The sequence below is a fragment of the Wolbachia endosymbiont of Tribolium confusum genome (assembly GCF_020405475.1).
Classification (GTDB): Bacteria; Pseudomonadota; Alphaproteobacteria; order Rickettsiales; family Anaplasmataceae; genus Wolbachia.
The window spans coordinates 77,230-102,466 of the sequence record NZ_JAIZNT010000001.1; the positions used below are offsets into that span (position 1 = coordinate 77,230).

A 25,237-nucleotide genomic window follows, 5' to 3' on the forward strand; every position below is an offset into this window, starting at 1 on the left:
TTATGATCGAAAACGGGAATACAACCGAGATCAATTCAGATTTCTGAAATGGATTGGTTAGTAGTACGTTTTAAATAGCCGGGTTAGCACACAATGCTGGAATCACAAGCCCTAAGGGCCTTCACATCTAGATTTCTAAAATCAAATATCAACATCATGCACGTTAAGTGCATTGTTATTTATAAAGTCACGACGTGGTTCAACTATATCACCCATTAGCACCGAGAATATGCTATCTGCTTCTTCACAATCTTTTATTTCAACTTTTAGCAGAGTTCTAGTTTCTGGATTGAGTGTAGTTTCCCAAAGCTGATCAGCATTCATTTCACCAAGGCCTTTAAATCTCTGCAAAGTTAAACCTTTTTTACCATAATCCATCACTATTTTTGCGAGTGCACTTGGAGACTTTATTTTTATTTCAGTTTCTTGCGACTGTAAAAATGAATCACCATTAAATAAGTCAATTATGTTATCAAGAGAACTCAATATATTCCGTATTTCTTTACTTTCAAGCATACTAAGCGAGAATACATATTTGTCTGCTAACCCTTGAAACAATTTAGCAATGTGAATTTCCTCATCTTTTACTTCTACTTCCCAATTATATTCACTATACATCAATTTTAAATATTTTAATATCTCATCAGCAGACAATAGAGCATTCTTTTTGCTTAAAATTAGTAATGATTCTAAGAGATCTTTTGGTATTTCCCTATCATAATTTTTGCTAATGTTTGAAATACTGAGGCACTTATTCAAAACGAAACGCAAATCTTTGCCTACGCCATTTAATGTTAATCTTTTAATCGCTGAATTTACTATATACTCTTCAAAAGTTTCATCATCTTTGATATAAGTATCTTTAGCATTTTTTGTAACTTTATAGAGCGGTGGCTGCGCTATGTATAAATATCCTTTCTCAATTACTTCACGCATATGTCTAAAAAAGAAAGTTAGAATCAAAGTTCTTATATGTGAGCCATCAACGTCTGCGTCTGTCATAATGATAATTTTATGATACCTAGTTTTTTCAATATCGAAGTGCTCACTTCCTATTCCAGCCCCAATTGCCGTGATCAGAGAGCCAATTTCTGCAGATGAAAAAATACGATCCAGCCCTGCACGTTCTACGTTTAGAATTTTCCCTCTTAAAGCAAGTACCGCCTGTGTTTTACGATCACGTCCCTGCTTTGCAGTACCACCTGCAGAATTACCCTCTACTATAAACAATTCCGATAACTCAGGAACTTTTTCCTGACAATCAGCAAGCTTTCCAGGCAGAGTTGCAATATTAATATTGTTTTTATTTTTAACTAACTCTCGTGCTTTTCTTGCAGCTTCTCTTCCTTTTGCTGACCTAATTGCTCTTTCTACTATACTTGCTGCTAACTTGGGGTCAGTTTCAAGTATTGTACTCAACTTGTCAAAAACTATGCTCTCTACAACTGCCCGCGCTTCAGAACTGACCAATTTATCTTTTGTCTGTGAAGAAAATTTAGGATCAGGCATCTTGAGAGATAAAACACAAGTTAAGCCTTCTCTAACATCTTCTCCAGTCAAATTCACTTTTGCCTTCTTCAAAAAACCTTCATTGTTTGCATAGTTATTGATACATCTGGTTAGTGCAGATCTAAACCCCGCCAAATGCGTACCACCATCCCGTTGCCTTATATTATTTGTGAAGCATAGCATATTCTCATAGTAGGAATCATTCCACTCCATTGATATTTCTACACTGATACCTAGATCTTTTACATTATCTCTAATGCTGGCAATTTTAGTAACATGTGTCTTATTCTTGTCTAAGTACCGTACAAAATTAGCTGTACCAAAATTATCTTCAGACTCTTTACTATCGTTAAAATGAGACTTTACATGTGGTTCATTACGGAGATCACGCAAAATGATCTCAATATTTGAGTTTAAAAATGCCAATTCCCTGATGCGACTCTCAAGAGTGGAGTAACTAAAATCAATACTACTAAAAGTCCCTGTTGATGGCATAAACATTACTCTAGTTCCTCTTTTATTTGTGTTTTCATTAATTACCTTTAAAGATTCAACAGACTCACCATCTTCAAAGCGCATAAAATGTTCTTTTTTATTGCGCCAGATGGTTAATTCCAGCCAACTCGATAACGCATTAACAACTGAAATTCCAACACCATGTAATCCTCCAGAAACCTTATAGGTATTGCTGTCAAATTTACCTCCTGCATGTAATTGGGTCATTATCACTTCTGCTGCTGATATCCCTTCCTCTGGGTGAATGTCTGTTGGAATGCCACGACCGTTGTCGGTTACAGAAACTGAGCCATCTTCATTTATGCTAACTTCAATCTTACTGCAATACCCAGCCAAAGACTCATCTATCGCATTGTCAACAACCTCATACACCATATGGTGCAAGCCTGATCCATCATCAGTGTCACCAATATACATACCCGGACGCTTTCTCACAGCATCAAGACCTCTTAGGATTTTTATTGCATCAGCATTGTAGTTACTTTCCATGGAATTGCTTTATTTATAAATATTAATTAATATTACATTTGTATGTGCTGATTAGCAACATCTTTAAGTTGAGAGAAGGATCCTTGACATGTAGATAAAACATAACATATCACCTACACGAAGTGGTTTTACATGTTGTTTCAATACATAAACTTAAGTTCAAATAGTCATACAAAACTCTGCTTCATATTTCAAGATAAATGGCTACAATCAAATACAATTTACCTTCTTCTTTCAATTGGACTTTCTAGCTCAACACAAGATAAGTTGCTCATACACTCTTCTAATATTTCATTCTTTTTATCATTGTTTAATCTATTGCTGAACTCTTGACACCTTCTCTCAAGAGCTGAATGCGTAGTCATAATATACCTTACTGTTTCAGATGATAACTCTGGTAACTCGCTACGGATCCTTTCTTGTTCTGTTCTAGAGAAATTGGTAAAATTGGCTCTGGCCATTTCAGGGAATTTTTGTGTGATCGTTTCTTTTATCATTTCTCTAGCCTCTTCTCCATCGAGTGTAATAACCACTGATGGATGTAAGCCAGACAAAGACTCAAATAATTTATTGTATGTTCCACCTGCACAACTTTGACCTTGATTACCGTAAGTTGTTGCAGCGTCTACAAGACCTTTTAAAAACATATCTTTTCTGTTTTTTATGTCTTCATCATTCAAAGGAGTTCTTTGATTTTCTGTCCCTGTATTTCTATCATTGCAGGCTTTCCAACATAAAATAGCTGCTTGCTTTAGTGTTAACTTACTATGATTGTCTTTAAAATTATCTCCTGTTCTATTGATAAATCTTAAGCATTCAAGTGCATGAGATTTATCGCCTTCTGTAAATTCATTTGACTGTTTGATGTACTCTTCAATGCCGGTTGTATTGCCTCTATTTAACTGTACATAGAATTCATCTTTGCTTAAATTCTCTTTATACCTTTCTATGAGTCTATCAACACTCAAGTTTATACTAGCAACTGCACTTGGGTCATGAGTAGTTTGTGCCATAAAAGGAATGGCTGCTAAATCCTGAAAGAAAATAGGCCTTTCTTCCTCTGGAATTTGTTGTATTAAATCGTTAAACTGCTGTATTTCTTCAATGAGTGATTTGTTTAGCAACCATAAGCACAATATAGGCAGTACCAAAAGCACACAGGAATTAATAATGCGTATAATTAAAAAAATGCTTAATGTTATTCTAATAACATTTTTTGGCCACGCTGATAATCTTTTTTCATTTTCCCTTGGTTTGAAAAAATAATTTACTAATGATAAATACAAAGAGAGCTGTACAAGAAGAAAAAATAAAGGAATCATACTTACTAATAAAACTATATTAATGAATCTTTTAATTTTATTAGTGTTGTTGTAAGCATTTTGCACTCTTTCTATTAAAGCCTGTACTCTATTTCTATTTTGCTGTTGATTATTATTTTGACCTGCAAACATAACACACACCCTATTCTAACATTAATATGTCATGCTATAGAAAGAATGTAAATAAAGCAAGGAATTTAGAGCTGCTTTTATTTTTGTTTGATTGGGGATTCTATCTTTGTGCTTTCTGCATTACTGAGAGTACTGCCTGTTTTTTGTGCAGCAATTTCTTGAATACCTTTCACAATAAAATACACTACTAGCGCTAAATCAAGGGTTATAATAGTTAGCGTAACTAATGCTGCTAACTGAACTTTCATCTCTAAACCTGTTTTTGCTTTATTCTCTCTTAGGAATCGAGCCATGTCTTGATCGTTTTTCCGCATCGCAATATCTAAAGGAGTAAGCCCCTTTCCATTTTTTATATTAACGTTTGCTCCTTGCTCTAAAAGAAGCCTCGTTTTTTCTATATTACCTTCTTCTACTGCACGAAATAGACGACTTTCACCTTCTATCTTTTCAATACTTGCTCCATATGATCTAAGTACTTCAATAGCTTCTTCATTCTCACTATTGAGCGCAATATCCAAAGCATCCATTTCAGCTTTATTTTTGTGGTTGATAAAATTCTTCAACTGATCTCTGCCAAAGCTTTCTATATGTTGTTCAATAATGAGTTTTACTACCTTTCCAGGACAATTATTAGCAGCAGGAAAAAGTATCGTGTTGTTATTATTATCCTTTTTTGTTATGTCTGCTTTGAGTTTATTTATCAAATACTCGATAACTTCTACTCTGCTATCACCCTTTGCTTCAGTGCATTGCCTAATAGCTAAAAATAAAGCTGTACGCCCATTATTATCAATATCTTCAATATTCTGTCCCTTATCAACTAAGGCTTGTATTACACTTTTATTCCCATATAAAGCAGCAAAGTGAAAAGGTGTATGTCCTTCAGTGATTTCTCTTTCATCAATTGACGCACCATGGCTAGCTAGTAATTCTATGAACTCTGGCGTACTTGCAAAAATTGCAAGATGCATCGGTGTTAAGTCGTCTTTGCCATGATTTTCAGTTTTTGCGTTAACGTTTGCTCCGTTATTTATCAGCAATTTCGCTATTTCAAACTGCTTATACCCGATAGCAATATGCAGTGGCGTACGATTACGTCCATAATCATCATTGACGTTTGCACCAGATTTTATTAGTAGTTCTGTAACTTCAATATCACCTGCCTTAATTGCAACGTATAAAGGAGGAGACTCATCTTTTTCTATTTCCCCTGTCATACGAAATTGTGAACATAATAATTCATACATTATTAAGAATTATCATTAAGTTTTTATTAAAATTATATTAATAATAGTTAAAAAACTTTAATTTTTATTAAAAAATTTACCTCTATTAACGATCTTATAAGCAAATGTTTACTCAAAAAGTGAAACAGTAAAAAAAGCTTTTCATTAGAAATTATAAATGATAAATTGTTAATAATGAATTATCGAGAATAAATTATGTGCTTTGGTTTGCCTAACATAAACAGAGAAGGTTATTTATTTATAATTGTTTCCTTTATAGTAACGTGTATAGCATTCTCTATATCTTGGGGAGCTGGAATTACTTGCTTATTTCCAACGTTACTATGTACTTATTTTTTTCGTGATCCAGCAAGAGCTGTACCAAACAATAAGGATTTTATATTAAGTCCTGCTGATGGTGTGATTTCAAAAATTGAAGAAGTTAGTTACCCTTTATCAGAAGAAAATAGAGAAGAGAAAAAGTTTACACTTGTTAGCATATTTCTAAGTGTTTTGAATGTCCACGTTAATCGTATACCAATATCTGGTACAATAAAGGAAATGAGTTATAAAAAAGGCAAGTTTGTTTCTGCAATGAGTAATAGGTCCAGTAATGAAAATGAAAAGCAGGTTATTGTGATTGAGTATGAAAAGGAAAAAGAGATTATTGTAGAGCAAATAGCTGGATTTATTGCACGCCGCATTGTTTGTAATTTAAGAGCATCTCAGAATGTAAAAGCAGGTGAAAGGTTTGGAATTATAAGATTTGGCAGTAGAGTAAATATTTGTATCCCTACTGGAATAGAGGTAAGAGTCTCAGAAGGCCAAACTGTTATTGGTGGTGAGACAGTTATAGCAGATTTAAATAAACAAGAGAAGCTTACCTTTGACATTGTATGAATAACGATGAAAGTAACGGTAAATCCTTACCTATTACCAAGTTATTTCCAAATTTTATAACTTTACTCGGTTTATGTGCTGGCCTTACTTCACTTAAATTTACATTTAATGAACAATGGGAATTTTCAGCAATTTTTATTATCATTGCAGCAATAATAGATGGAATGGATGGCAGAATAGCAAGAATTCTAAAATCAACTAGCGATTTTGGAGCACAGCTTGATTCTTTTGCAGATTTTCTAAACTTTGGTTCAGCACCTGCTTTTCTTTTATATTTTTGGAAGTTAAATGAAATTAAAGTTGTAGGTTGGATCTTAGTAATGATATATGTAATCTGCATATCAATAAGACTTGCAAGATTCAATGTTTCGCTACATTTAGAGCAATTATACTGGAAAAAATTTTTCTTTTCTGGTGTTCCAGCTCCTGTATGCGCTTTACTTGTTCTGTTTCCAATAATTATTACCTTTCAATCTCATGAAAGTGAATATCTACTTCTTATAGAGCAATTTTTTAACGTAAAGAATACAGCTTGTTACTTTTTGACCATCTCATTTTTTTCGATAAGTCATATTCCAACTTTCTCTGCAAAATACATTTATGTCCCTAAAAGTTTATCCTATATATTTTTATCATTTTTTGGAATATTGATCATACTTTTTATAAGCAAGCCCTGGATAACACTACCAATTCTAGGTGTAGTGTATATATTTACTATTCCAATAAGCACTGGACTTTATATATATTACACATATAAAACTCATGAGCTATATAAAAAGTAGTGAGCAGCATGATTATAAAAGTAACTGATCTATTAAACTCTTTTTTATATATAAAGATATTCAACATACCATTTATAATTATTTGGGTAATTGCAACTGGGGTTTTTTGTACGGTTCAATTCAAATTCATTAACTTTAGATTATTCAAGTATGGAATACAGGCGCTATTCAACCTAAAATGTAATGGTAATAACAATGGTATAATCACTCATATTCAAGCATTTGCAACAGTCATTTCAGGAACAGTTGGCCTTGGAACAATATCAGGAGTTGCAATAGCTATTACAATAGGGGGGCCAAGTGCAGTTTTTTGGATGATAATTACCGGGGTACTTGGCATGTCAATAAAATTTGCTGAAGTAGTACTTGCATTTACTCATCGCTCTGAAAACACAACTGGTGGGGCTTTTTATTATATGGAACATGGACTTGCAAAGATTGGATTTATGAAGACTGGCAAATTCCTTGCATTTATCTACGCAGTTATGCTGCTTGTTGCAATGATTCTAGGCGGCATACCATTTCAGGCAAATCAAATTGCAGCGTTGTCAAGTAACTTATTTGAATACAACACATCTGTTATTATCTCGCTATTTGTATTAATTGTAATACTGGGAGGAATAAAGCGAATTGCTTTAGTTGCAACAGGTTTAGGGCCGATCATGATAATGTTATATATAGGCATGTGTATATATTTAATCTGTGTAAACGGAAATAATCTACTGAATGCTCTATCTATAATATTTCAAGATATCTTTAACAAATCAGCTATAGGCGGTGGAGTATTGAGTGGATTAATAGCAGGGGTAAGAAGGTCAGTGTTTGCTAATGAAGCAGGTACTGGAACAGCAGCTATAGCACATTCGATTGTAAAAGAGAAAGACCCAGTTAAAGTTGGAAGTGTTGCAATGATTGCACCATTTGTAGACACAATATTAGTCTCATTTTTGACTGGTATTGTGATAATTATCACCGATATGCATAGCACTAATACCGTAGGTGATATTACGTTAGTTAGCTCAGCATTTTCAACAGCCTTGCCTTTATTTAGCAAGCTAGCTCTTCCGCTGATAATGTTTTCCTTTGCATTTTCCACAATAATAGCTTACTATTACTACTGTGAAGTTGCCCTAGTGTACTTATTTGGTAACAAAAAAGTACTGATATTGTTTCAGTTTTTTATAGTGGGTTCAGTGTATATCAGCTGTATATCAAAAAATATAGAATTTATATCTTATTTAGGTGATAGCCTGTTTATGTGCCTTATGATTCCAAATGCTGTTGCAATATATCTACTGAGAAGGGAAGTCTTAAATACAATAGATTCTTATTACAAAAGGTATTAAACATGATTTATAGAATGCTTTATATAGTGTTATTTTGCCTACCATTTAATGATGTATACGCTGCTTCAATTTTTCATAAAAGTTATGACACTGCATTAAATGGAGTAAGCAACTTCATGAATGAAGTGTTGTTTTTCAAGATCTTTCACGTACCATTTATAATTCTTTTATTGGCCTTTGGTTATATATTTCTAACACTACGTTTTAGATTTCTCAACATAAGGATGTTTAAGCATGCGTTCGCTATTTTATGTGGAAAATATGACACAGATCATCATGATGGTCACATTACGCATTTTCAGGCATTTGTAACCGCGCTATCAAGCACAGTAGGCCTTGGAACTGTTGCTGGTGTTGCAATCGCAATTTCAATGGGAGGGCCAGGAGCGGTACCTTGGATGATGATTACAGGTTTTTTTGGTATGTCTGCAAAGTTTGCTGAAGTAACTTTAGCATTCAGACACAGAACAGAAGGCCAGGAGCAGTTATTCAGTGGTCCCTTTCAATATATAAGAAATGGACTAGAGGAATTTGGATTTAAGAAGCTTGGTATTGTGCTAGCTGCAATATATGCAGTGTTTTTTGTATTGTCAGGTCTTGGTGGAAGTGTAGCATTTCAGACTAATCAAATGGTTTCAATATTATCTGGCTATTCAAGCTGGATAGATAGTCATCCTTGGGTTCTTTCCTTCATAATTTCCACATTACTTGCTCTAGTGATTATCGGTGGAATCAGGAGAATAGCTAAAGTCTCTTCTGCGCTGGTGCCTATTATGTCACTCATATATATTTTGAGTTGTTTCACGATTATTGCATTCAATATTTACAATTTTAGCAATACATTAAAAATATTGTTTTCCTGTATGATAGACTTCAATGCTGTTGGTGGAGGAGTGGTAGGAGCATTTGTTGCTGGAATTCAAAGAGCAATTTTTGCCAGTGAAGCAGGTGTTGGCTCTGCTTCAATCACTCACGCGGTAGCCAAAGATGAGGAGCCAGTTAGAACTGGGCTAGTTGCGATGATAGAACCATGCTTTGATACAATGTTAATTTGTTGTTTAACAGGAATAACAATAGTAATAACAGGTGCATACCAAACCAGTGTCGGTGAGGGAATATTGATCACCCAGAAAGCATTTGAAACAGTTTCTTCTTGGTTTCCTATACTTTTAACCATCGCTGCGCCTTTGTTTGCGTTTTCCTCAGTAATTTCATTTGTATATTGTTGTGAAATGGGATGGCTGTATTTGTTTGGTGTAAAAAGTGTAGTAATATATCGCATAGCGGTGGTGGTAGTTGCATTTTTGTCAGGTTTGTCTAAAGATATAATGGCTATTGCTAATATTGGTGGGGCTTTATTCTCTTGTTTAGCACTCATCAATATGACAGCACTTATACTGTTTAGCAATCAGATCAACAATGAAGTCCAATGTTATCTAAAAAGGCTAAGGAATAATAAAATTAATTAAATTCTGGCATATGAAGGTACAATAACAGATGTCATTCCAGTGCCATCTTCTTCTTTTCATAGCAAAATTCTCTCTTGTCATCCCAGTGCGTGACACTGGGATCTATTTTGCATATAGTTCCACCGTAGTGTTATGTTTTAATGTAAAATTTTATATTTATCTACTAGATTTGTTTGCGAATAAAGTTCGCTGGATCCCAGTGTCACGCACTGGGATGACAAGAGAGAGGATGCTAGAATAATGGGGAGGTATGTAATCCTTATACTATCCTACGTACTCGGTTCAATACCGTTTAGCTTAATTATTGCAAAAATAAATGGTATAAATTTAAGAGAAGTAGGTTCAGGAAACATTGGCGCTACAAATGTTGCAAGGACAGGAAATAAATTTCTTGCTGCTCTTGCGTTATTTCTGGATGCCTTTAAAGGATTCATCGCCGTTTATATAGCACAACAATTTTGTGATAATAACGATTTTTATATATATGTATCTGCAATTTTAGCAGTTCTAGGGCATATGTTTCCTATTTGGCTAAGGTTCAATGGAGGAAAGGGGGCTGCAACAACTTTGGGAGTTTTGATAGCACTTAACATTTCTATAGCATTAGCATTTGTATTTGTCTGGCTAATAGTATTTTTTATCTTTCGGTACTCCTCTTTTGCTTCCTTGGCTGCTACTGCAGCAGCTGTTATAGCATCTTTCTTTTTTCAAAAGGAGTTATTCCTTATACTACTCACTGTAGCGATATTAATTTTCTTAAAGCATTACAAAAATATTGCAAATCTTCTGCAAGGCAGAGAACGTAAGTTTTTATGAGCTATGTCTCATTCCTTCTGCTACATTACTAGCAGATACTCCATGTGAGAGACGACTTGAAACCACTTCTTCTACTTCTTTTATTATTTCTTCCATGTTTTTTCCACTTTTTTTACATGCATCATCAAGTGCTAATTTTAGTTTACGTATACCATACTCTTCTAGCATCTTATTCATTTCTTCTTTCGTTATCTCTAATTTTTTTAGTAAGATGTTCTCCATTATTTCTCTTTCATCACCTTTATATTGTCCATTTAGTCTGTTATATGCAATGCAACACTTCCTTTCTCGCGGTAAGGCTGATAGATTTTGCAATGTAGCATCTATTTGAGCTTCTATAGGGTTAATTTTCCTAGCTTTTTCAGCAGTTTCTGACCTAAATTTCTCGACTTCTTCTTTTATTATTTTGCTAGCTATTCTCTTAGCTTCAGTTAAAGATGAGTCCTTGAGAAAAAAATCTGTTCTAAGTAAATTTTGGTTTAAAAGCTCCAAAAAGACTTTTTCTTTGATGTGTTCGAGTTGATCATCTAAACCATGTTCCTGCAGTCTATTTCTTATATGCTGATTCAACGTAAAATGCTCTAGTTTATTTAGCTTTACAGAGCTGATATTTTTCATTAATGTCAGCACAATTTGTTCACTATATTGAGAAGTAAAACTCAGTAATCTTCTCATTAAAGTAATGCTTACTTCTGCAATAAAATCATCAACTATTTTTTGACTTTTATCATCTTCATAATTATTTTGGACGTTATGCCAAGCCCTAAGAATTTCTTTACTGTTTTTCTTATTTTTTAGCCTGTCTAACATAAACTTACGTGCTTCATTTTCTGCTTCTGTAAGGAGCATTTGTCTAGGTGGTGTAAATTTAATCTCTGGATCGGAATGAATACCCTCTAATGTACTTAACATTCTGTAGATAACACCAGTAAAACATGTGTTAGGAATTCGTTCTTTTCTAGAGAAAGTTTGGCTATCTAGTAAATTTGCAATCAACGCGTCTTTTTTATTTTTTACAGCTTCTCTATCTCCATCATTGCAGGCTCTAAGAACTAACAGAAGAATTTGTCCACCAGTGAAGCCAGAGCTATGTTTCTCATTACCTTTGCAAAAATCTTGCAAAAACATTACTAATTTTCCCTTATTCTCATTACTAAATGGTTGGCCATCAAGCATATGTAAGTGATTTATATATTTAATAAATTCTTTAAATTCCTCATTATTAATAGCGTCTTCTGGTACTGAATCATATTTGCGTATTAACTTACCAATATTATTACTAATATCGTCATTCAATTGATGGGGCAGTAAATGCTCATAAGTATCATCAAACTTATTTGTCATACTGCGAGTATTTTCTTTTATGCCTTCTAAAAAAAAACTTATAGCAGCTTTGAGTAACGTAAATGGATTAAAATCCTTTGGCCTTAATTCACTTTGTAATAGAATTAAAACCATTGCAAGTGGTATTGTTGCAAGTAACGAAACGAGCAGAAAAGTAGTTGTAAAGGTTAGATATGTTACAGAAGCAAAAAATAAAAGGAAAGATGCTATTTTAATTTTATTTTTCTCAAAAAATATTTCCCAATATTCCTTTTTACTTATTTTTTCCTGCTTTGCAGCTTTTATGTCTTTATAAATGTAAAAAGTTTTTATTTCAGATCTAAAAAACAATGTGGCAAAAGATAAAAAGACATTTGCAGGATTAACTAAAATGCTTAAAGAAACAAAAGCTGCGAAGTAACTTGCTGTCTTTAATCTGTAAGAATCCTTTCCAGGAAATTGTATTTGGGAAATACCTATCATAGCCTACTCTCTATAATATTATGATATTGTAGTAATAACAAATAGCCTATAGATGTCAATGCTTAAGTATTTTACTGTCTACGCACTCATCGTATTCAATTTCAACTGTAGAGTGCGCAATTTCGAACCTATTAAATAGTATTTTTTTTATCTCATACAAAATATTAGTGTGTTGTCCATTTTGCTTTATCTTGGCATGCATAGTAAGTATAAAATAATTATCAGATAGTGACCATGCATGTATGTGATGCACATCTATCACTTCAGGTAACTTAGATACAATCTCACTTTTTATCTCCTCAGCAGACACACCTTCAGGTGTACCTTCAAGGAGTATATGACAAGAATTCTTGAGAATTTTATAGCCACTGTTTAAGATTATTACGCTGACAAATACTGACAAAATAGGATCCACTATTTGCCATCCAGTAAACATAATAATTATGGATGCAAGTATAGCAGCTACAGAGCCTAAAATATCTCCTATAACATGCAGTACAGCACTTTTTATGTTTATATTGCTTTCACATTTACTATGTAATATAAAAAAGACTATAATGTTAGAGATCAGGCCAAGTATGGCAATTATTAGCATTACTTTCCATTCCACATTGACTGGACAAATGAATCTCTTTATTGATTCAATTATAATGACCGCTGCAATGAAAAATAGAGTTAAACCATTAACAAATGCTGCAATTATCTGCAATCTGTGATACCCATATGACCTCTGTAAATCAGATTTCTTAGCTGAAAATTTGTGCGCTATCCAGCTTAAAATCAAGGCAAAAAGATCAGTGAGCATATGCCCTGCATCTGATAGTAGAGCAAGCGAATGTGAAATTATTCCACCTGCTATCTCCATAAGCATTGTTATTGCGACTATTATTATAGAATAAATTAAGCGCTTGGACTCTGCTATTGAGTGTTTGCCATTGTGCACTGCTGTCATACAAAATCTTTTTACGAGCAAAAATCGTGGGTAACACTGGACTCGAACCAGCGACCCCTTGCACGTCAAGCAAGTGCTCTACCAACTGAGCTAATTACCCATCGTAGCTTTAGTATAGTGCTTCAATGAAATGAAAGTCAATTTGCTTTTAGACTTCTTGTTGAATGAAATTCCTTGACAAATCTTCTCACTTTTTTCCTTATTGTAGTGATGAGAGTATTTACCTTGCTTTTGATCTACAGACAAAATTCAGTAAAAAACTCAGATATTTATTGGCAAATTATATAAAAATTATAGCGGCTGCATGTCTTTTTTATTTTTTCTATATTCAGCCAAATCGCGCTTGTTAGCACATTACTATAGCGCCAATTTACGTTATAAAACTCGCTACTAAAGGATTTTTTTACCTTTTTTAAAATTGATAAATTTTTTAATATTTATAATTCCGCTATTTATTAACAGCTATGGAATTTTAGCTATATTCTCGATTTTTCATATTGAGTTAACTATCTATACTTTTTTATTAAGATATAAATTATATCAATATGACAATTTACACTTTCTTAGCGGAAGTAGCTTTATGCTTGATATTGTAAAGACTAATAAATTAGAGGTTAGAATTATGACAATCAATCAACAAATAAATAAAAATATAACTAAAGAAGGATACTTTAACAATAAGCATATCATAGAAGTTAAAGATTTAAATATTAAAGTAGAAGTTTATTCTCATAATTTAAGAGCAAGTAAAGTTGCTCACATTGAAAGTGAGATAAGAGAAACAGCTACTAATTTTAAAGATGCATTTAAGCTGGAGCCTGGTAGCTCAGAACAAACATTCAAAATTTATGTGTTTGATGATAAGGCTGATTACACTCACCTTGGTGGAACCGAACGTTTTGGTTCTTACCTTGGAGATGAAGGTGGTAAATGTTACTACAAAGGAGAAGCTGATGTTTTTGCTGAGATGTATGTCTATCAGCAAGGCGGCGTTCATAACCTTCAGCATGAATTTGCGCATGGTTTGACTTACTTGGCTACAGGAGGAAAATCTCTACCTACAGTATTAATGGAGGGAATTGCAGATTACTTTGAACATCATTCAGATCACAAGTTCAATGCTCAAGGGTCAAGTATCGATAAAACCGAAGCTGCAAATCTAGATTTAGATAAAATTTTAAGTTTAAAATATTCAAATAACAGCGAAGAAAATAGTTTGGTTTATAAGACAGGCCATGCGTTGATAATGTACTTACAGGAAAAAGATCCTAGTTTATTAAGAGACTACCTAGATGCTTTACGTCAAGGTAACTCAGATGAGTCAAAAAGTTTCTTGAAAGACATAAAAGGACATGATGCTGACTTCAAAAGTTGGCTTGCTGAGAATGATACAGAAACTGCAATGGAACATCTCAACGCTTTGCAAGTTACAAAAGGAGATTTTATAGCAACTGGTCAAGAAATAGTGGGTGGAGAAATTAAAGATGTATCGTATTATAAAGCAAATATAGAAAAAATAGATGGAGAAAACGTTGGAAGTTTTTCTCCTGTAGAACATGTTGCGTTTTATGATGTTGCTCGTGCTATAAATAGAGCAACAAATGATACACTTGATATATCAAAGGAATATCATTTCCTTAAGGTAGTAAAAACTTCCGATGGACAGGATAAACTAACTTACTCTGACCAACAAGGTAATGAATACCAAAACAGTCTAGAGTATAAAAGTCAGGCTTTAAGGACATTGTCAAATTACGATGAGAATTTAAAAAACGTTTATGATAATGCATTGAAAGCCCTGGATGAGCAGATTCGCAAGGAATCCGATGCAGTACGTGAAAAATACCATAGGCAAGAGATTTCTCGTGAAAAACTTTTGGAACAATATAATTTCATTACTTCTTCCTCTCGATATGAAGAATTGAAAAAATCCTTGCTTGATGAGATGATAAGCACTGGTTCAAAACAGTTAAAGTCAACTCAGAACATCGATGTAGAAAAGATGTTAGAAGAGATGGTTAATATCGATCCAAACCTAATCAGAGGTGCTCATATTAATCTACAAGAAGGTAAAGTTTTCTCTATCAAAGCTCTTGGTCACGGAGATATGGGTGCACTATCTATATATGATGGGAATACAAAGCTTGGAGAGTTGTCGAGCGAATCGGGCTTTTTTAAGCAAGTTGAAGGTCAAACTAAAGAAACTTTTGTTTTCGAGGACATATTGCACAACTTAAATGTTCAATATGATGGAGGTGCTTATATGGCGGTTACAAAAGAAAATGGTCATTATAAAGCTTCTCTGATAGATGGTAGAACGGTTGAACGTGATGAATACTTTGATGAAGCACATTTACATGAAAATGAATTGTTGCATCCCAGCACTGGACACATTCAAAAAGATTTAGATTCTCTTCTTCTTAGAGGAACCAAAATTCTAAATCATCAGGATTCAAATCATGCTCAATATTCTGATGAGCAAAGAGAAAGCGGCATAATCGTAGAAAAAGGGACATTATTGGATGATAAAGGGACTGATAGAACAGACGACGATGTATACGAAGCGGTTGTAAAGCAAGGAGGCAAAAATCTACATGAATTCAAAAATATGGGTTTCTATATTACTGAAGAGATAAAAAATGAAAGAGGTGAAGTTGTAAATGGGAGTAACTTATTCATTCATGATCACGGAAAAAATGTACGCTATCAGTTACCTGAAGAAGTTACTCATCTAAAGTTAGTGCAAAAGGATGACGGATACAAATTAGTGCCAGCTGATGAACGTGGCAATGAATATAGGTATGATGCTCAAGGTAATGCTATACCAGAAGAATACAAATATATCAACCCAGTATTTGCACATGAATATGAAAAGAGAGATTATTCTCATAAACATATAAATGTGGGCCTTATAAACTTAGAAAAATATGCCCCTGGTAAACTTTTTACCATTAAACATGATCCAAATGATTATCAGATACAAAGAAACCCGAGTGGTGAAATAGTGAGAATCAACAATCAAAGATATTTCACTAAAGTAAAACTATTTGATGGTGATACTGATGAAGAAATTGGAATGTTATCTAATAACTTCCATAACTTCAAAGGAAAAATATTCTTTTCTGCTGACTACAACTACAGTTATAACGATTTCCTCGCATCTGTTTCTCCTCAAGTTGAAATTGAGAACATGGAAAATGGAAGTAAAAAAATAACTTTTGATCAAGGCAATGGCGATATCGGTGATACTAACAGAGGCTACACGGACTATCAGAGAATATTCACAAAAGAGAAACAAACCGAAAGTCCAAAAGGACAAGCAAGTAAAACTAAGACAGAGGTTAACATGAACCATAGTACTACTAATGTTGTTGCTGAAGAGAGAAACGACAATAGTGAAATGCTGTCAGATTCAAGTCACTTCAACTTAGAAACGCAAAATAACATTGAATTATCAGACCAACATCATGAATACAATCTCTACCTAGAGAATGGTTTTGTGAAAATGTTCGACTGCGCAAGCGATCACGTTTATCACGATCATAACTCAGCCTATATCTAATATACAAGGAGGGCCCTGCCCTCTTTTTGTTATTCCAATGCCCAGACACTGGCATCCAGTTAAATTTGCTAGTATAAAAGTAATCAACATTTCTTATGATGGAAAAATGGATTCCAGTGTCAGCTACTTGAATGACAGATCTGAGTAGCCCCTTCAGTGTCATTCAGATAGCTCCTTCGGTGTCATTACGATGTCCAGACACACAACTGTACGAAAATTGAGATGTATTTGTCTCAAGAAAAAAGATGTCATCCCAGTGCTTGACACTGGGATCCAGGAATTCTGATCATACATCAAGCTGGTGAGTACAGAAGTTATATAAAAATACAACGTTTTGATGATTATGAAAAACCAGTGTCACGCACTGTAATGACACCAAAGGAGCTACTAGGATGACATCATCTGCTACATACTTAGATCACAAGAGAAGAATTCTGAAGCGAAAAGCTTCAAGGAAATCTTATGCAAAATCTAGTATTTACGGAATTTATATTATTTTTATGCACATTATGGTTTTTATAATCAACGGAAAGTGATATGGCTAGTTTAATTTTTAAAGACAGTGCTGGAGTAGATGTAGCATCCCCTACCATTAAAAGCATAATTTATGAAGATGCTGCACAGAATAAGTATACCTTTGGTGTAGACAATGCTACTAATGTTTTCAACACTTTTAAGTATGCACCTAATGGTGCTGCTGAAATAGATTACAGTGCTACAGCAACAAAGTTCATGACTGGAGGTGCAATTGCTACATTATTAGGTATTGGAGCTAACGTAGATGCAATAAAAACTAAGACTGAATTTATTCCAGATACCTTTACTGCTGATGTTGCTGCTATAAAAGATGCTACAAGTGCTGCTAATCTAGGGAATAAGGTTACTGCAATACAAACTAAGACTGATAAGATGCCTGACGATTTAGGAACTGAGTTAGGTAAGTTAGCAAAATCTGCTGAATTAGATCCTTTGGCTAAAACCGCTGAACTAGCTCCTTTAGCTAAAACTGCTGATGTTACTGCAATAAGGGCTAAAACTGATAAGATGCCTGACGATTTAGGAACTGAGTTAGGTAAGTTAGCAAAATCTGCTGAACTAGCTCCTTTAGTTAAAACTGCTGAATTAGATCCTTTGGCTAAAACCGCTGAACTAGCTCCTTTGGCTAAAACTGCTGACGTTGCTGCTATAAAGGCTAAGACTGATAAGATTACAGATACCTTAGGAACTGATGTTACTGCAATAAGGGCTAAGACTGATAAGATGCCTGACGATTTAGGAACTGAGTTAGGTAAGTTAGCAAAATCTGCTGAACTAGCTCCTTTAGTTAAAACTGCTGAATTAGATCCTTTGGCTAAAACCGCTGAACTAGCTCCTCTGGCTAAAACTGCTGAACTAGCTACTCTAGCTAAAACTACTGATGTTACTGCAATAAGGGCTAAGACTGATACTATTCCAGCTAACTTAAGCGCTGACTTAACTACAATAACAACTGAGACTAATAAAATAGCAGCTATTGAAACTAACGTAGGTGCAATAAAAACTAAGACTGATACTATTCCAGCTGACTTAACAGCTAAAGTAACTGCTATAGAAACTGCTACAAATGCAGCTAATTTAGGGACCAAGCTAGATGGAATAAAAACTAAGACTGATAAGATGCCTGCTGACTTAAACGCTGAGTTAATTAAGTTAACTACAATAGCAGAAACTCTAAATGGTAGTCCTCAGGCAGCTGCAGCTGCTAAAGCTGTACTAGAGAGCAGTTTCAAGCAAGCTATCACGGATGCTGGGCAAGAAGGTAGTGAATGGCTTAGAAATGAGATAAAAGAGATAGTGTCACAGCCATCCTTCGAGATTCCAACAGATTCAAGTGCACCACTTTCTTGGGATTGGTAATGTAAGTGCCAGTAGATGATATCTCGCTATGTAATTCACTGTCGTCATTCCAGTATCACATACTGGAATGACATCCTTGTTTTATTGCAACTAATTTGCAGTGATTTTTGTTTTAATGTGTACTAGACACAACTTAATCTGACAGGTAAGAATTAACTGACAGAAGAATTGAGGTAGTTAAAACTAATATCAGTCTTTTGTTTAATGTTACTAATATTTTTCTGAAAAGCAATTTGTTTGCTATCAAGAAAAGTTTGCATAGGAGTTTTGCCAAAGCAATATTTGCCTGAAAGAGGCCTTGTCTCATTGTAAGAACTCAGCCAATGATCAACATCAATCTGCAGATCTTCCAAAGAACTGTAGATTTTCTTTCTAAAGATAATATTGTAACACTCATCTTGCATAGTTTTATGAAACCTCTCGCATATGCCATTAGTTTGTGGAGAATTGGCTTTAGTTCTTGAATGATCAATGTTTTCAATTCCCAAGTAAAGCTGATAAGCATGATTCTCTGGTTTGCCACAGTATTCTGTACCCCTATCAGTCAAAATGCGGGATAATGGCACATTTTGTCCATCAAAGAATGGTATGACTCTATCATTAAGAAGATCTGCAGCAGTGATTGCAGTTTTGTCTGTTTGCCATAGCAACCCTTGAATAGGTATCAATGAAAGTTTGCTGGTAGATCCTTCCTATACCTTTTATATTGCCTACATAATAAGTGTCTTGAGAACCCAAATAACCAGGATGCTCTGTTTCAATTTCACCATCTTTGTTCTTTCACTTTCCCTAAAGCTGCAAGTTGCTCTTCAGTTAAAATTATGCCATCTTGTGCAACCTTTGCTTCAAGGGCTTTAAGTCTTTTTTTGAACGTTTCAATGTCATTTCTTAGCCATACAACCACCTTCGGATACCTCTTTTTCTCAGCTCATTTGCAGCTCTTTGCTGTCCATATGCTGGAAATTCTGTTGCAATATTTACTACTGCTCTTTCTATATCTTCGGAAACTCTGTTTGCAAATAGCGGTTTTTTCTTGCTGATTTCATGTAACGCCTCTTCTCCTCCATTTTCGTATAACTCCTTGAATCTATAAAACGTCTTGAATATCCCATTACCTTGCACGCTTGAGATACATTCCCGAGCTGTTTTGCTAGCTCTAATAAACCTAGTTTTGGTTTTAATATTTTCGTTTGCATTGTATTCATTTCTAACACTCCTTGTTCTTATTATTTTATAACTTACTTTTTTAAAGTGTCAGATTAAGTGTTATTTAGTACAGTTAATGTAAATGGAATATAGTCCTATTGCTGCTGCGTTTGAAACATTTAGACTATCAATTACGTTTGACATTGGAATTTTTAAAAGATAATCACAACTTTCCTTCACTAATCTCCGCATTCCTTTCTCTTCAGAACCAAAAACAATTACTCTTTTTTGCCAAAAATTCTTTATTTCATCTATATTTTCCTTTGCATTGCAATCAAACCCATAACACCAGTAGCCTATCTTTTTTAAAGACTCCATCGTCTTTACTATGTTTGTAACGTATATTAGAGGAACAATATCCAGTGCTCCACTTGCTGTTTTTGCGATAGATGCATTTTCGCTCGGTGAATGGTGATGTGGTAAAACCAATGCATCAATGTTGAAACAAGCTGAGGTTCTTAAAATCGATCCTATATTGTGTGTATCAGTAATTTGATCTAAAATGACTATAGTAGAGCTGTTTTCAGCTATTTCTTCAATATTTAAGCTATGAAAAATAGGAGTAACTTTTAAAGCAATTCCTTGGTGATTTACACCTTTGGGTAAAACATCATTGAACATTTTGTTCTCTACCAGTCGAGGTTTAATGCCCTTACTATCTGCACATTGTTTAATTTCTTTCTCAAATTCTCTGTAGAAATTTTCTGTTACTAACAGTTCTATACACCGCCTATTTTTGTTTCTTAATGCTGAAATACAAGTGTGCTTTCCATATATCCAACAGTTTTCATTAGCTTTTGATGATTTCATCTCATTATTGAAAATCAGTTTTTTATAGAATAAGCAATATTTTACTGTGTTTATATATTGTTGTAAAATTATACAGTTCAATTAATGAATTTATGTCAGATGATGAGTTAGATTGGCAAAAAAATGTTAAGCCAATAGAATGTGGAAAAGTTACTTTGAAAGTTGATCACAAAGTAAATATAAAATCTATGATTGATAAAGGTGCCTCTAGTTTACAAGAAAATTTTCTTAATACTGATAATGGTGATTCATCATTTTGTCTTGACTACAATACAAAATTAAAGATCGATAGGGGTAAATATTTTATAAGCGATAAACTCGATTTGCACGGCTATAGTATAGATAATGCTTATTGTAAATTGATAGATTTTATTATCAAAAATTATCAAGCAAGGAATAGGTGCTTATTGGTAATTACGGGGCATGGTAATAGTACAGATAAAATAGACACTATAAAGAATAGCTTAAATAAGTGGTTGAATGACACAAAAGTTCGAAATATGATCTTATACTATCAGCAAGCCATAAAAAAACATGGTGGCAAAGGAGCTTTTTATGTCTTATTAAGAAGAAATAAAGGTTAATTTTAGAGTACCTATTTAGGAGTACCTTTCTTAGAATTCACGTGTTGAAGAATGATTTCTGCTAAACCTTTACTAACTCCAGGCACGTTTTGAATTTCAGCTAGAGAAGCTTTGCTTATATTTTCTACCGAACCAAAATGAGACATGAGTGCCTTCTTTCTTTTACTGCCAACTCCGGATATTTTGCTTAATTGTGAAGCAAAAAATTGTTTATCGCGTTTTTTTCTATGCGAAGTTATTGCAAAACGGTGGGCTTCATTACGCAGCAATTGTAAATAAAGCATAACCTTGCTGTCACTTGCTAGAGTAAATTCTTCTCTGCTCGGCACATAAAATCTCTCATTTCCTGCGTTACGATCATGACCTTTCGCCATACAAGCAAAAGGAACGTTTATATTCAATATTTCCAACACACTCTGCACTATGGAAACATGTCCTGGCCCACCATCTATTAGTAAAAAATCAGGGATTATGTCTTTTATATTGCCAGAGAAACGTCTAGTCAGCACTTCTCTCATCATTTTATAGTCATCACCTGAAATTTCTTCTTTTATAGTAAATTTTTTGTATTCACTTTTTAAAAAACCTTCCTGCCCTGCAACAACCATCACACCAACTTGTTGATTTCCAGATATATGGCTATTATCATAAACCTCGATACGCTTTGGAATATTTGGTAACGAGAAGATCTTGCTAAGCTCTTCGAGCTTTTCTAGGTTATTTCTATAATCAGTAAGCTTCTGCTCTAGGCTATGCTTAGAATTATTGTAAATAAAATTCAACAAATCACGCTCTTTACTATTTTTCGCATACAAAACTTTTATTGATTTTTGAGTAAGAGCATAAAGTGCTTGTTCTATAATTTCCTTATCCTTAATAAAATCGGGAACGTAAATTTGTGCTGGTGGTGTGCTAACTGGATTATACAAATTGACCAAAAAGGTGGATAAAATTTCATCATTTGGATGATCACTACAATTCTCAATGAAGTAAGCATAGTTACCTTTATCTCTGAAAGATAGTACACCAATGCATGCTAAGTCTGCCTCACGTACAACGCTAAAGAAATCTGCATCTTCTTCAAAAGAAAAATCCATTGGCTGCATTTGAATTTGCTGAAGAAATTTCAATCGATCTCTATAGACAGCAGCAAGCTCGTAGTTCATTTCCCTGCTGCACTTTTCCATTATAGAAAATAGCTGTCTTTGCACTTCTTTATTCCTTCCTAGCAGAGTATCTTGTGCTTGTTTTACTGATTTGCAGTAATCATCTTTTGTAATTTTATCTACGCATGGTGCTGAACAGCGCTTAACTTGATACTCAAGACATGGTCTTTTTGTTGAAGAGAAATATTGATCTGAACATACTCTTAAGAGAAAAGCTTTTTGCAATGATAATATAGTGTTCTTAACAGCAGCAGCAGATGGAAAAGGGCCATAGTAATGAAACTCATTCTTCTTAAATTTGCCTCTATATTTCGCTATTCTTGGATAATCATGTTTAGAAATTGTTATATAAGGATAAGATTTTCCATCCTTAAGCAAAATATTATAAGATGGCTTTAACGATTTTATTAATTGTGCTTCAAGAAGCAATGCTTCAATTTCATTCTCAGTGATGAATATTTCAACCTTAATAACCTGTGAGATCATTACTCTAATTCGTTCAGAAAGGTTTTCGAATTGAAGATAGTCGGATAATCTCGACTTTAAGTTTTTTGCTTTACCAATGTATAAAACCTTATTCTTATCTCCAACCATCTTATAAACGCCACAGGATTGTGGAGATGATTTGATTTGTTCCTTATATTGCCTGAGCATTTATCAATTGTTTAACCTGTATAAGGTTAAACTCTGCTACTAAATGAAAGGTAGAAACAACATTTGCAAGCAAAGATAACCTGTTTATTCTAAGCTCATTAGAATCACAGTTAATCTTTACACTGTCCATAAATTGATTGATAAACGGAGCAAAACGAGTAAGTTCATCAAGCGCTGTATTAAAGTCGTTATTTTCTATCGCTTGTTTGATGTTTTTACAAGCAGCTATAGCACAATTTGATAGCGCAATCTCCTCATCTTCAATCAAAAACTTCTTACTGTAAGATGCATTATAAGTAGTGCCATCACTTTTTCTCACTTTGCTCATCATGTTACTGGCTCTTTTATAAGTGCTTAGAACCTGTTCACCTTCTTTTGTACTAAGATAACGATCCAATATCACAGTTTGCTTTTCCGCTTTCAGCAGATCATTAATATCGACTTTATATAGTATTGAATCTACAACATCTTGCCTTATATTTCTATTTTTTAAAATAATCTTGAACCTTTCTAAGCAGAATTTAAATACTAGTTCTGAAATTTGTTTTTCACTTGGCTTATCAACTGGAGTTATATTTTTATTCAATAGAAGCCTTGAACATAAAGATACTGACTTATCTATCAGCAATCTAATTGGAATATGCAAATTATTTTCAAGTATTGTTCTAATTATACCAATTGTCATTCTCCGCAAACCAAACTGATCATACGAACCAGAGATTTTCTCACCTGCTGCAATTAAGCCAACCAAACTATCCATTTTGTCTGCAATAGCTACAGCAATCGCAGTAGGAGATTTAGGGCATTCTTGGTCCGATCCAATTGGCTTATAGTGCTCAGTTATAGCTTCCACTACTTCTTTATCCTCTTGAAAATAAGAAGCGTAGTATCCACTCATTACTCCTTGCAATCCCGGAAATTCTTTCACTATCAACGTTGCAAGATCTGCCTTTGCTAAATATGCAGCACGTTCAACTTTAATTAATGAAGCATGTGGAATAAATATCGCTATATACTTTGAAAGAGCGATAATACGCTTCACTTTTTCTTCTACGCTACCGAGCGAAGCATGAAATGAAATAGAGCTCAATTTTTTGACATAGTAATCTAGGTTTTCCTTCTTGTCTTGAGATATCAAAAACTGGGCATCAGCAAGACGTGCTTCTAATATTCTTTCATGACCTTTGACAACTTCATTATTGTTAACATTTACAACAGTAACAAAATGTGAAATTTTCTGTCCATCACTTAAAGCAAGATACTTTTGCTGCGTATTAATTATACTAAGTATTACTTCCTTCGGTAATTCTGATGATTTTACTTTACCAAATAATACTATTGGCCACTCTATAAGCCCTGCCAATTCATTAAGTAAATAATCATTTTTTTCAAGTTGTAAGTTCTGCTCTTTTGTAAACTTATTAATCTGATCTAGTATAAATTGCTTTCTTTTGTCCGACTGAAGAATGACATTATTTTTTTCTAACAATTCAAAATAGTCTTTGGGTGTTTTAACAGTAAGTGCTGCATCACCCGAAAGAAACCTATGACCATACGTTACGTTGCATGCTGCAACCCCTGCAAAAGATACAGGTATTATTTCGTCATTAAAAATACATAGAATATTTTTAATTGGCCTAACCCATCTCTCTTTTCTTTCACCCCATCTCATGCTCTTTGGCCAAGAAAAGTTTTTTAGCATTTCCTCTAGTTGATTTTTGAGAAACCCGTTGATGTTAAATAAGCAGCTTTCTCTCTTAATGAAGTAAAAATCTTCATCGTTTACTTTGCGAATGAGTAAATCTTCTTCAACTTTGCGATTTTTTCTCAAAAAACCTTCGATAGCACTTTTCGGTGCATTAACTCTTGGTCCTTTAATCTCATTGTTAGAATCTTTTAGCTCCAAAGCACTTATGCCATCAATAAAAAGAGCAATGCGACGTGCAGTCACATAAACTTCTATAGATGCAAATTTCACATTATTTTTACTAAAAGCATTAGTGATATAGCTCTTAACCTGAGCTGCAGATGAATTCTGCATTCTTGATGGAATTTCTTCTGAAAGACATTCAAACAATAATTGTGACAACATAT

At 33.9% G+C, this 25,237-nt stretch carries 17 protein-coding genes, 1 tRNA gene and 1 pseudogene; 9 read left to right on the forward strand and 10 right to left on the reverse strand.

Annotation, left to right across the window (positions count from 1 at the left end):
• Positions 1 to 141 precede the first annotated feature (141 nt).
• The 3 genes from gyrB to LEM02_RS00370 all read right to left on the reverse strand — a co-directional run bounded on the left by gyrB (position 142) and on the right by LEM02_RS00370 (position 5,185).
• On the reverse strand, positions 142 to 2,514 hold the full coding sequence (gene gyrB / locus LEM02_RS00360) for a DNA topoisomerase (ATP-hydrolyzing) subunit B (protein ID WP_226079245.1): 2,373 nt from the start codon (positions 2,512 to 2,514) through the stop codon (positions 142 to 144).
• Between the two features lie 221 nt (positions 2,515 to 2,735).
• The gene (locus LEM02_RS00365; protein ID WP_226079246.1) at positions 2,736 to 3,968 is read right to left on the reverse strand and encodes a hypothetical protein; all 1,233 of its coding nucleotides are present in this window, start codon (positions 3,966 to 3,968) and stop codon (positions 2,736 to 2,738) included.
• Positions 3,969 to 4,045: 77 nt separating this feature from the next.
• Positions 4,046 to 5,185, reverse strand: coding sequence for an ankyrin repeat domain-containing protein (locus LEM02_RS00370; protein WP_369409590.1), 1,140 nt, complete (start codon positions 5,183 to 5,185; stop codon positions 4,046 to 4,048).
• 225 nt (positions 5,186 to 5,410) lie between these two features.
• Here LEM02_RS00370 and LEM02_RS00375 point away from each other — a divergent pair, with 225 nt between their 5' ends.
• From LEM02_RS00375 to plsY, 6 genes are read left to right on the forward strand one after another with little or no spacing between them, the layout of a single operon-like run.
• Entirely contained in the window at positions 5,411 to 6,094 is a 684-nt protein-coding gene (locus LEM02_RS00375) for a phosphatidylserine decarboxylase (protein ID WP_226079248.1), read from the forward strand.
• Positions 6,091 to 6,876 carry a CDP-alcohol phosphatidyltransferase family protein gene (locus LEM02_RS00380; RefSeq protein ID WP_226079249.1) on the forward strand — a complete coding sequence of 262 codons (786 nt, stop codon included), beginning with the start codon at positions 6,091 to 6,093 and terminating at the stop codon, positions 6,874 to 6,876. Before LEM02_RS00375 ends, LEM02_RS00380 begins: the two co-directional genes overlap by 4 nt.
• 8 nt (positions 6,877 to 6,884) lie before the next feature.
• Positions 6,885 to 8,222: an alanine/glycine:cation symporter family protein gene (locus tag LEM02_RS00385; protein WP_226079250.1), complete on the forward strand. Its 1,338-nt coding sequence runs from the start codon at positions 6,885 to 6,887 to the stop codon at positions 8,220 to 8,222.
• A gap of 2 nt (positions 8,223 to 8,224) precedes the next feature.
• Positions 8,225 to 9,691, forward strand: coding sequence for an alanine/glycine:cation symporter family protein (locus LEM02_RS00390; protein ID WP_226079251.1), 1,467 nt, complete (start codon positions 8,225 to 8,227; stop codon positions 9,689 to 9,691).
• Between the two features lie 28 nt (positions 9,692 to 9,719).
• Positions 9,720 to 9,932 (forward strand): hypothetical protein, encoded by a 213-nt coding sequence (locus LEM02_RS00395; protein ID WP_226079252.1) that lies wholly within the window; start codon positions 9,720 to 9,722, stop codon positions 9,930 to 9,932.
• On the forward strand, positions 9,932 to 10,507 hold the full coding sequence (plsY, locus tag LEM02_RS00400) for a glycerol-3-phosphate 1-O-acyltransferase PlsY (protein ID WP_226079253.1): 576 nt from the start codon (positions 9,932 to 9,934) through the stop codon (positions 10,505 to 10,507). Before LEM02_RS00395 ends, plsY begins: the two co-directional genes overlap by 1 nt.
• Here plsY and LEM02_RS00405 read toward each other — a convergent pair.
• From LEM02_RS00405 to LEM02_RS00415, 3 genes are all read right to left on the reverse strand, one after another.
• Entirely contained in the window at positions 10,502 to 12,313 is a 1,812-nt protein-coding gene (locus LEM02_RS00405) for a hypothetical protein (protein ID WP_226079254.1), read from the reverse strand. The two genes, plsY and LEM02_RS00405, sit on opposite strands and share 6 nt — an antisense overlap.
• A gap of 55 nt (positions 12,314 to 12,368) precedes the next feature.
• Positions 12,369 to 13,265, reverse strand: a complete 897-nt coding sequence (locus LEM02_RS00410) for a cation diffusion facilitator family transporter (RefSeq protein ID WP_226079255.1) — start codon at positions 13,263 to 13,265, stop codon at positions 12,369 to 12,371.
• 27 nt (positions 13,266 to 13,292) lie between these two features.
• Positions 13,293 to 13,365, reverse strand: a tRNA-Val gene (locus LEM02_RS00415).
• Positions 13,366 to 13,887: 522 nt separating this feature from the next.
• On the opposite strand from LEM02_RS00415, the gene LEM02_RS00420 reads away from it, so the two are divergent.
• The gene (locus LEM02_RS00420; RefSeq protein WP_226079256.1) at positions 13,888 to 16,827 is read left to right on the forward strand and encodes a peptidase M2; all 2,940 of its coding nucleotides are present in this window, start codon (positions 13,888 to 13,890) and stop codon (positions 16,825 to 16,827) included.
• A gap of 537 nt (positions 16,828 to 17,364) precedes the next feature.
• Positions 17,365 to 18,723, forward strand: coding sequence for a hypothetical protein (locus LEM02_RS00425; protein ID WP_226079257.1), 1,359 nt, complete (start codon positions 17,365 to 17,367; stop codon positions 18,721 to 18,723).
• 152 nt (positions 18,724 to 18,875) lie between these two features.
• Here LEM02_RS00425 and LEM02_RS00430 read toward each other — a convergent pair.
• Both LEM02_RS00430 and rlmB read right to left on the reverse strand, forming a co-directional pair.
• A pseudogene (locus tag LEM02_RS00430) lies at positions 18,876 to 19,928 on the reverse strand (IS481 family transposase).
• A 61-nt stretch (positions 19,929 to 19,989) separates the two neighbouring features.
• The gene (gene rlmB / locus LEM02_RS00435; RefSeq protein ID WP_226079258.1) at positions 19,990 to 20,739 is read right to left on the reverse strand and encodes a 23S rRNA (guanosine(2251)-2'-O)-methyltransferase RlmB; all 750 of its coding nucleotides are present in this window, start codon (positions 20,737 to 20,739) and stop codon (positions 19,990 to 19,992) included.
• A gap of 92 nt (positions 20,740 to 20,831) precedes the next feature.
• On the opposite strand from rlmB, the gene LEM02_RS00440 reads away from it, so the two are divergent.
• Positions 20,832 to 21,323 carry a Smr/MutS family protein gene (locus tag LEM02_RS00440; RefSeq protein ID WP_007302491.1) on the forward strand — a complete coding sequence of 164 codons (492 nt, stop codon included), beginning with the start codon at positions 20,832 to 20,834 and terminating at the stop codon, positions 21,321 to 21,323.
• 11 nt (positions 21,324 to 21,334) lie between these two features.
• Here the strand turns inward: LEM02_RS00440 and uvrC are convergent, their stop codons facing one another.
• A complete protein-coding gene (gene uvrC / locus LEM02_RS00445; RefSeq protein ID WP_226079259.1) occupies positions 21,335 to 23,143 on the reverse strand; it encodes an excinuclease ABC subunit UvrC in 1,809 nt (602 codons plus the stop codon).
• A complete protein-coding gene (gene glyS / locus LEM02_RS00450; RefSeq protein ID WP_226079260.1) occupies positions 23,127 to 25,235 on the reverse strand; it encodes a glycine--tRNA ligase subunit beta in 2,109 nt (702 codons plus the stop codon). Before glyS ends, uvrC begins: the two co-directional genes overlap by 17 nt.
• Positions 25,236 to 25,237: the final 2 nt, after the last annotated feature.

Bases quoted from the DNA above. Each gene is read 5' to 3' on its own strand.
- gyrB (WP_226079245.1), bottom strand. From the start codon at position 2,514: ATGGAAAGTAACTACAATGCTGATGCAATAAAAATCCTAAGAGGTCTT.
- LEM02_RS00365 (WP_226079246.1), bottom strand. From the start codon at position 3,968: ATGTTTGCAGGTCAAAATAATAATCAACAGCAAAATAGAAATAGAGTA.
- LEM02_RS00370 (WP_369409590.1), bottom strand. From the start codon at position 5,185: ATGACAGGGGAAATAGAAAAAGATGAGTCTCCTCCTTTATACGTTGCA.
- LEM02_RS00375 (WP_226079248.1), top strand. From the start codon at position 5,411: ATGTGCTTTGGTTTGCCTAACATAAACAGAGAAGGTTATTTATTTATA.
- LEM02_RS00380 (WP_226079249.1), top strand. From the start codon at position 6,091: ATGAATAACGATGAAAGTAACGGTAAATCCTTACCTATTACCAAGTTA.
- LEM02_RS00385 (WP_226079250.1), top strand. From the start codon at position 6,885: ATGATTATAAAAGTAACTGATCTATTAAACTCTTTTTTATATATAAAG.
- LEM02_RS00390 (WP_226079251.1), top strand. From the start codon at position 8,225: ATGATTTATAGAATGCTTTATATAGTGTTATTTTGCCTACCATTTAAT.
- LEM02_RS00395 (WP_226079252.1), top strand. From the start codon at position 9,720: ATGTCATTCCAGTGCCATCTTCTTCTTTTCATAGCAAAATTCTCTCTT.
- plsY (WP_226079253.1), top strand. From the start codon at position 9,932: ATGGGGAGGTATGTAATCCTTATACTATCCTACGTACTCGGTTCAATA.
- LEM02_RS00405 (WP_226079254.1), bottom strand. From the start codon at position 12,313: ATGATAGGTATTTCCCAAATACAATTTCCTGGAAAGGATTCTTACAGA.
- LEM02_RS00410 (WP_226079255.1), bottom strand. From the start codon at position 13,265: ATGACAGCAGTGCACAATGGCAAACACTCAATAGCAGAGTCCAAGCGC.
- LEM02_RS00420 (WP_226079256.1), top strand. From the start codon at position 13,888: ATGACAATCAATCAACAAATAAATAAAAATATAACTAAAGAAGGATAC.
- LEM02_RS00425 (WP_226079257.1), top strand. From the start codon at position 17,365: ATGGCTAGTTTAATTTTTAAAGACAGTGCTGGAGTAGATGTAGCATCC.
- rlmB (WP_226079258.1), bottom strand. From the start codon at position 20,739: ATGAAATCATCAAAAGCTAATGAAAACTGTTGGATATATGGAAAGCAC.
- LEM02_RS00440 (WP_007302491.1), top strand. From the start codon at position 20,832: ATGTCAGATGATGAGTTAGATTGGCAAAAAAATGTTAAGCCAATAGAA.
- uvrC (WP_226079259.1), bottom strand. From the start codon at position 23,143: ATGCTCAGGCAATATAAGGAACAAATCAAATCATCTCCACAATCCTGT.
- glyS (WP_226079260.1), bottom strand. From the start codon at position 25,235: ATGTTGTCACAATTATTGTTTGAATGTCTTTCAGAAGAAATTCCATCA.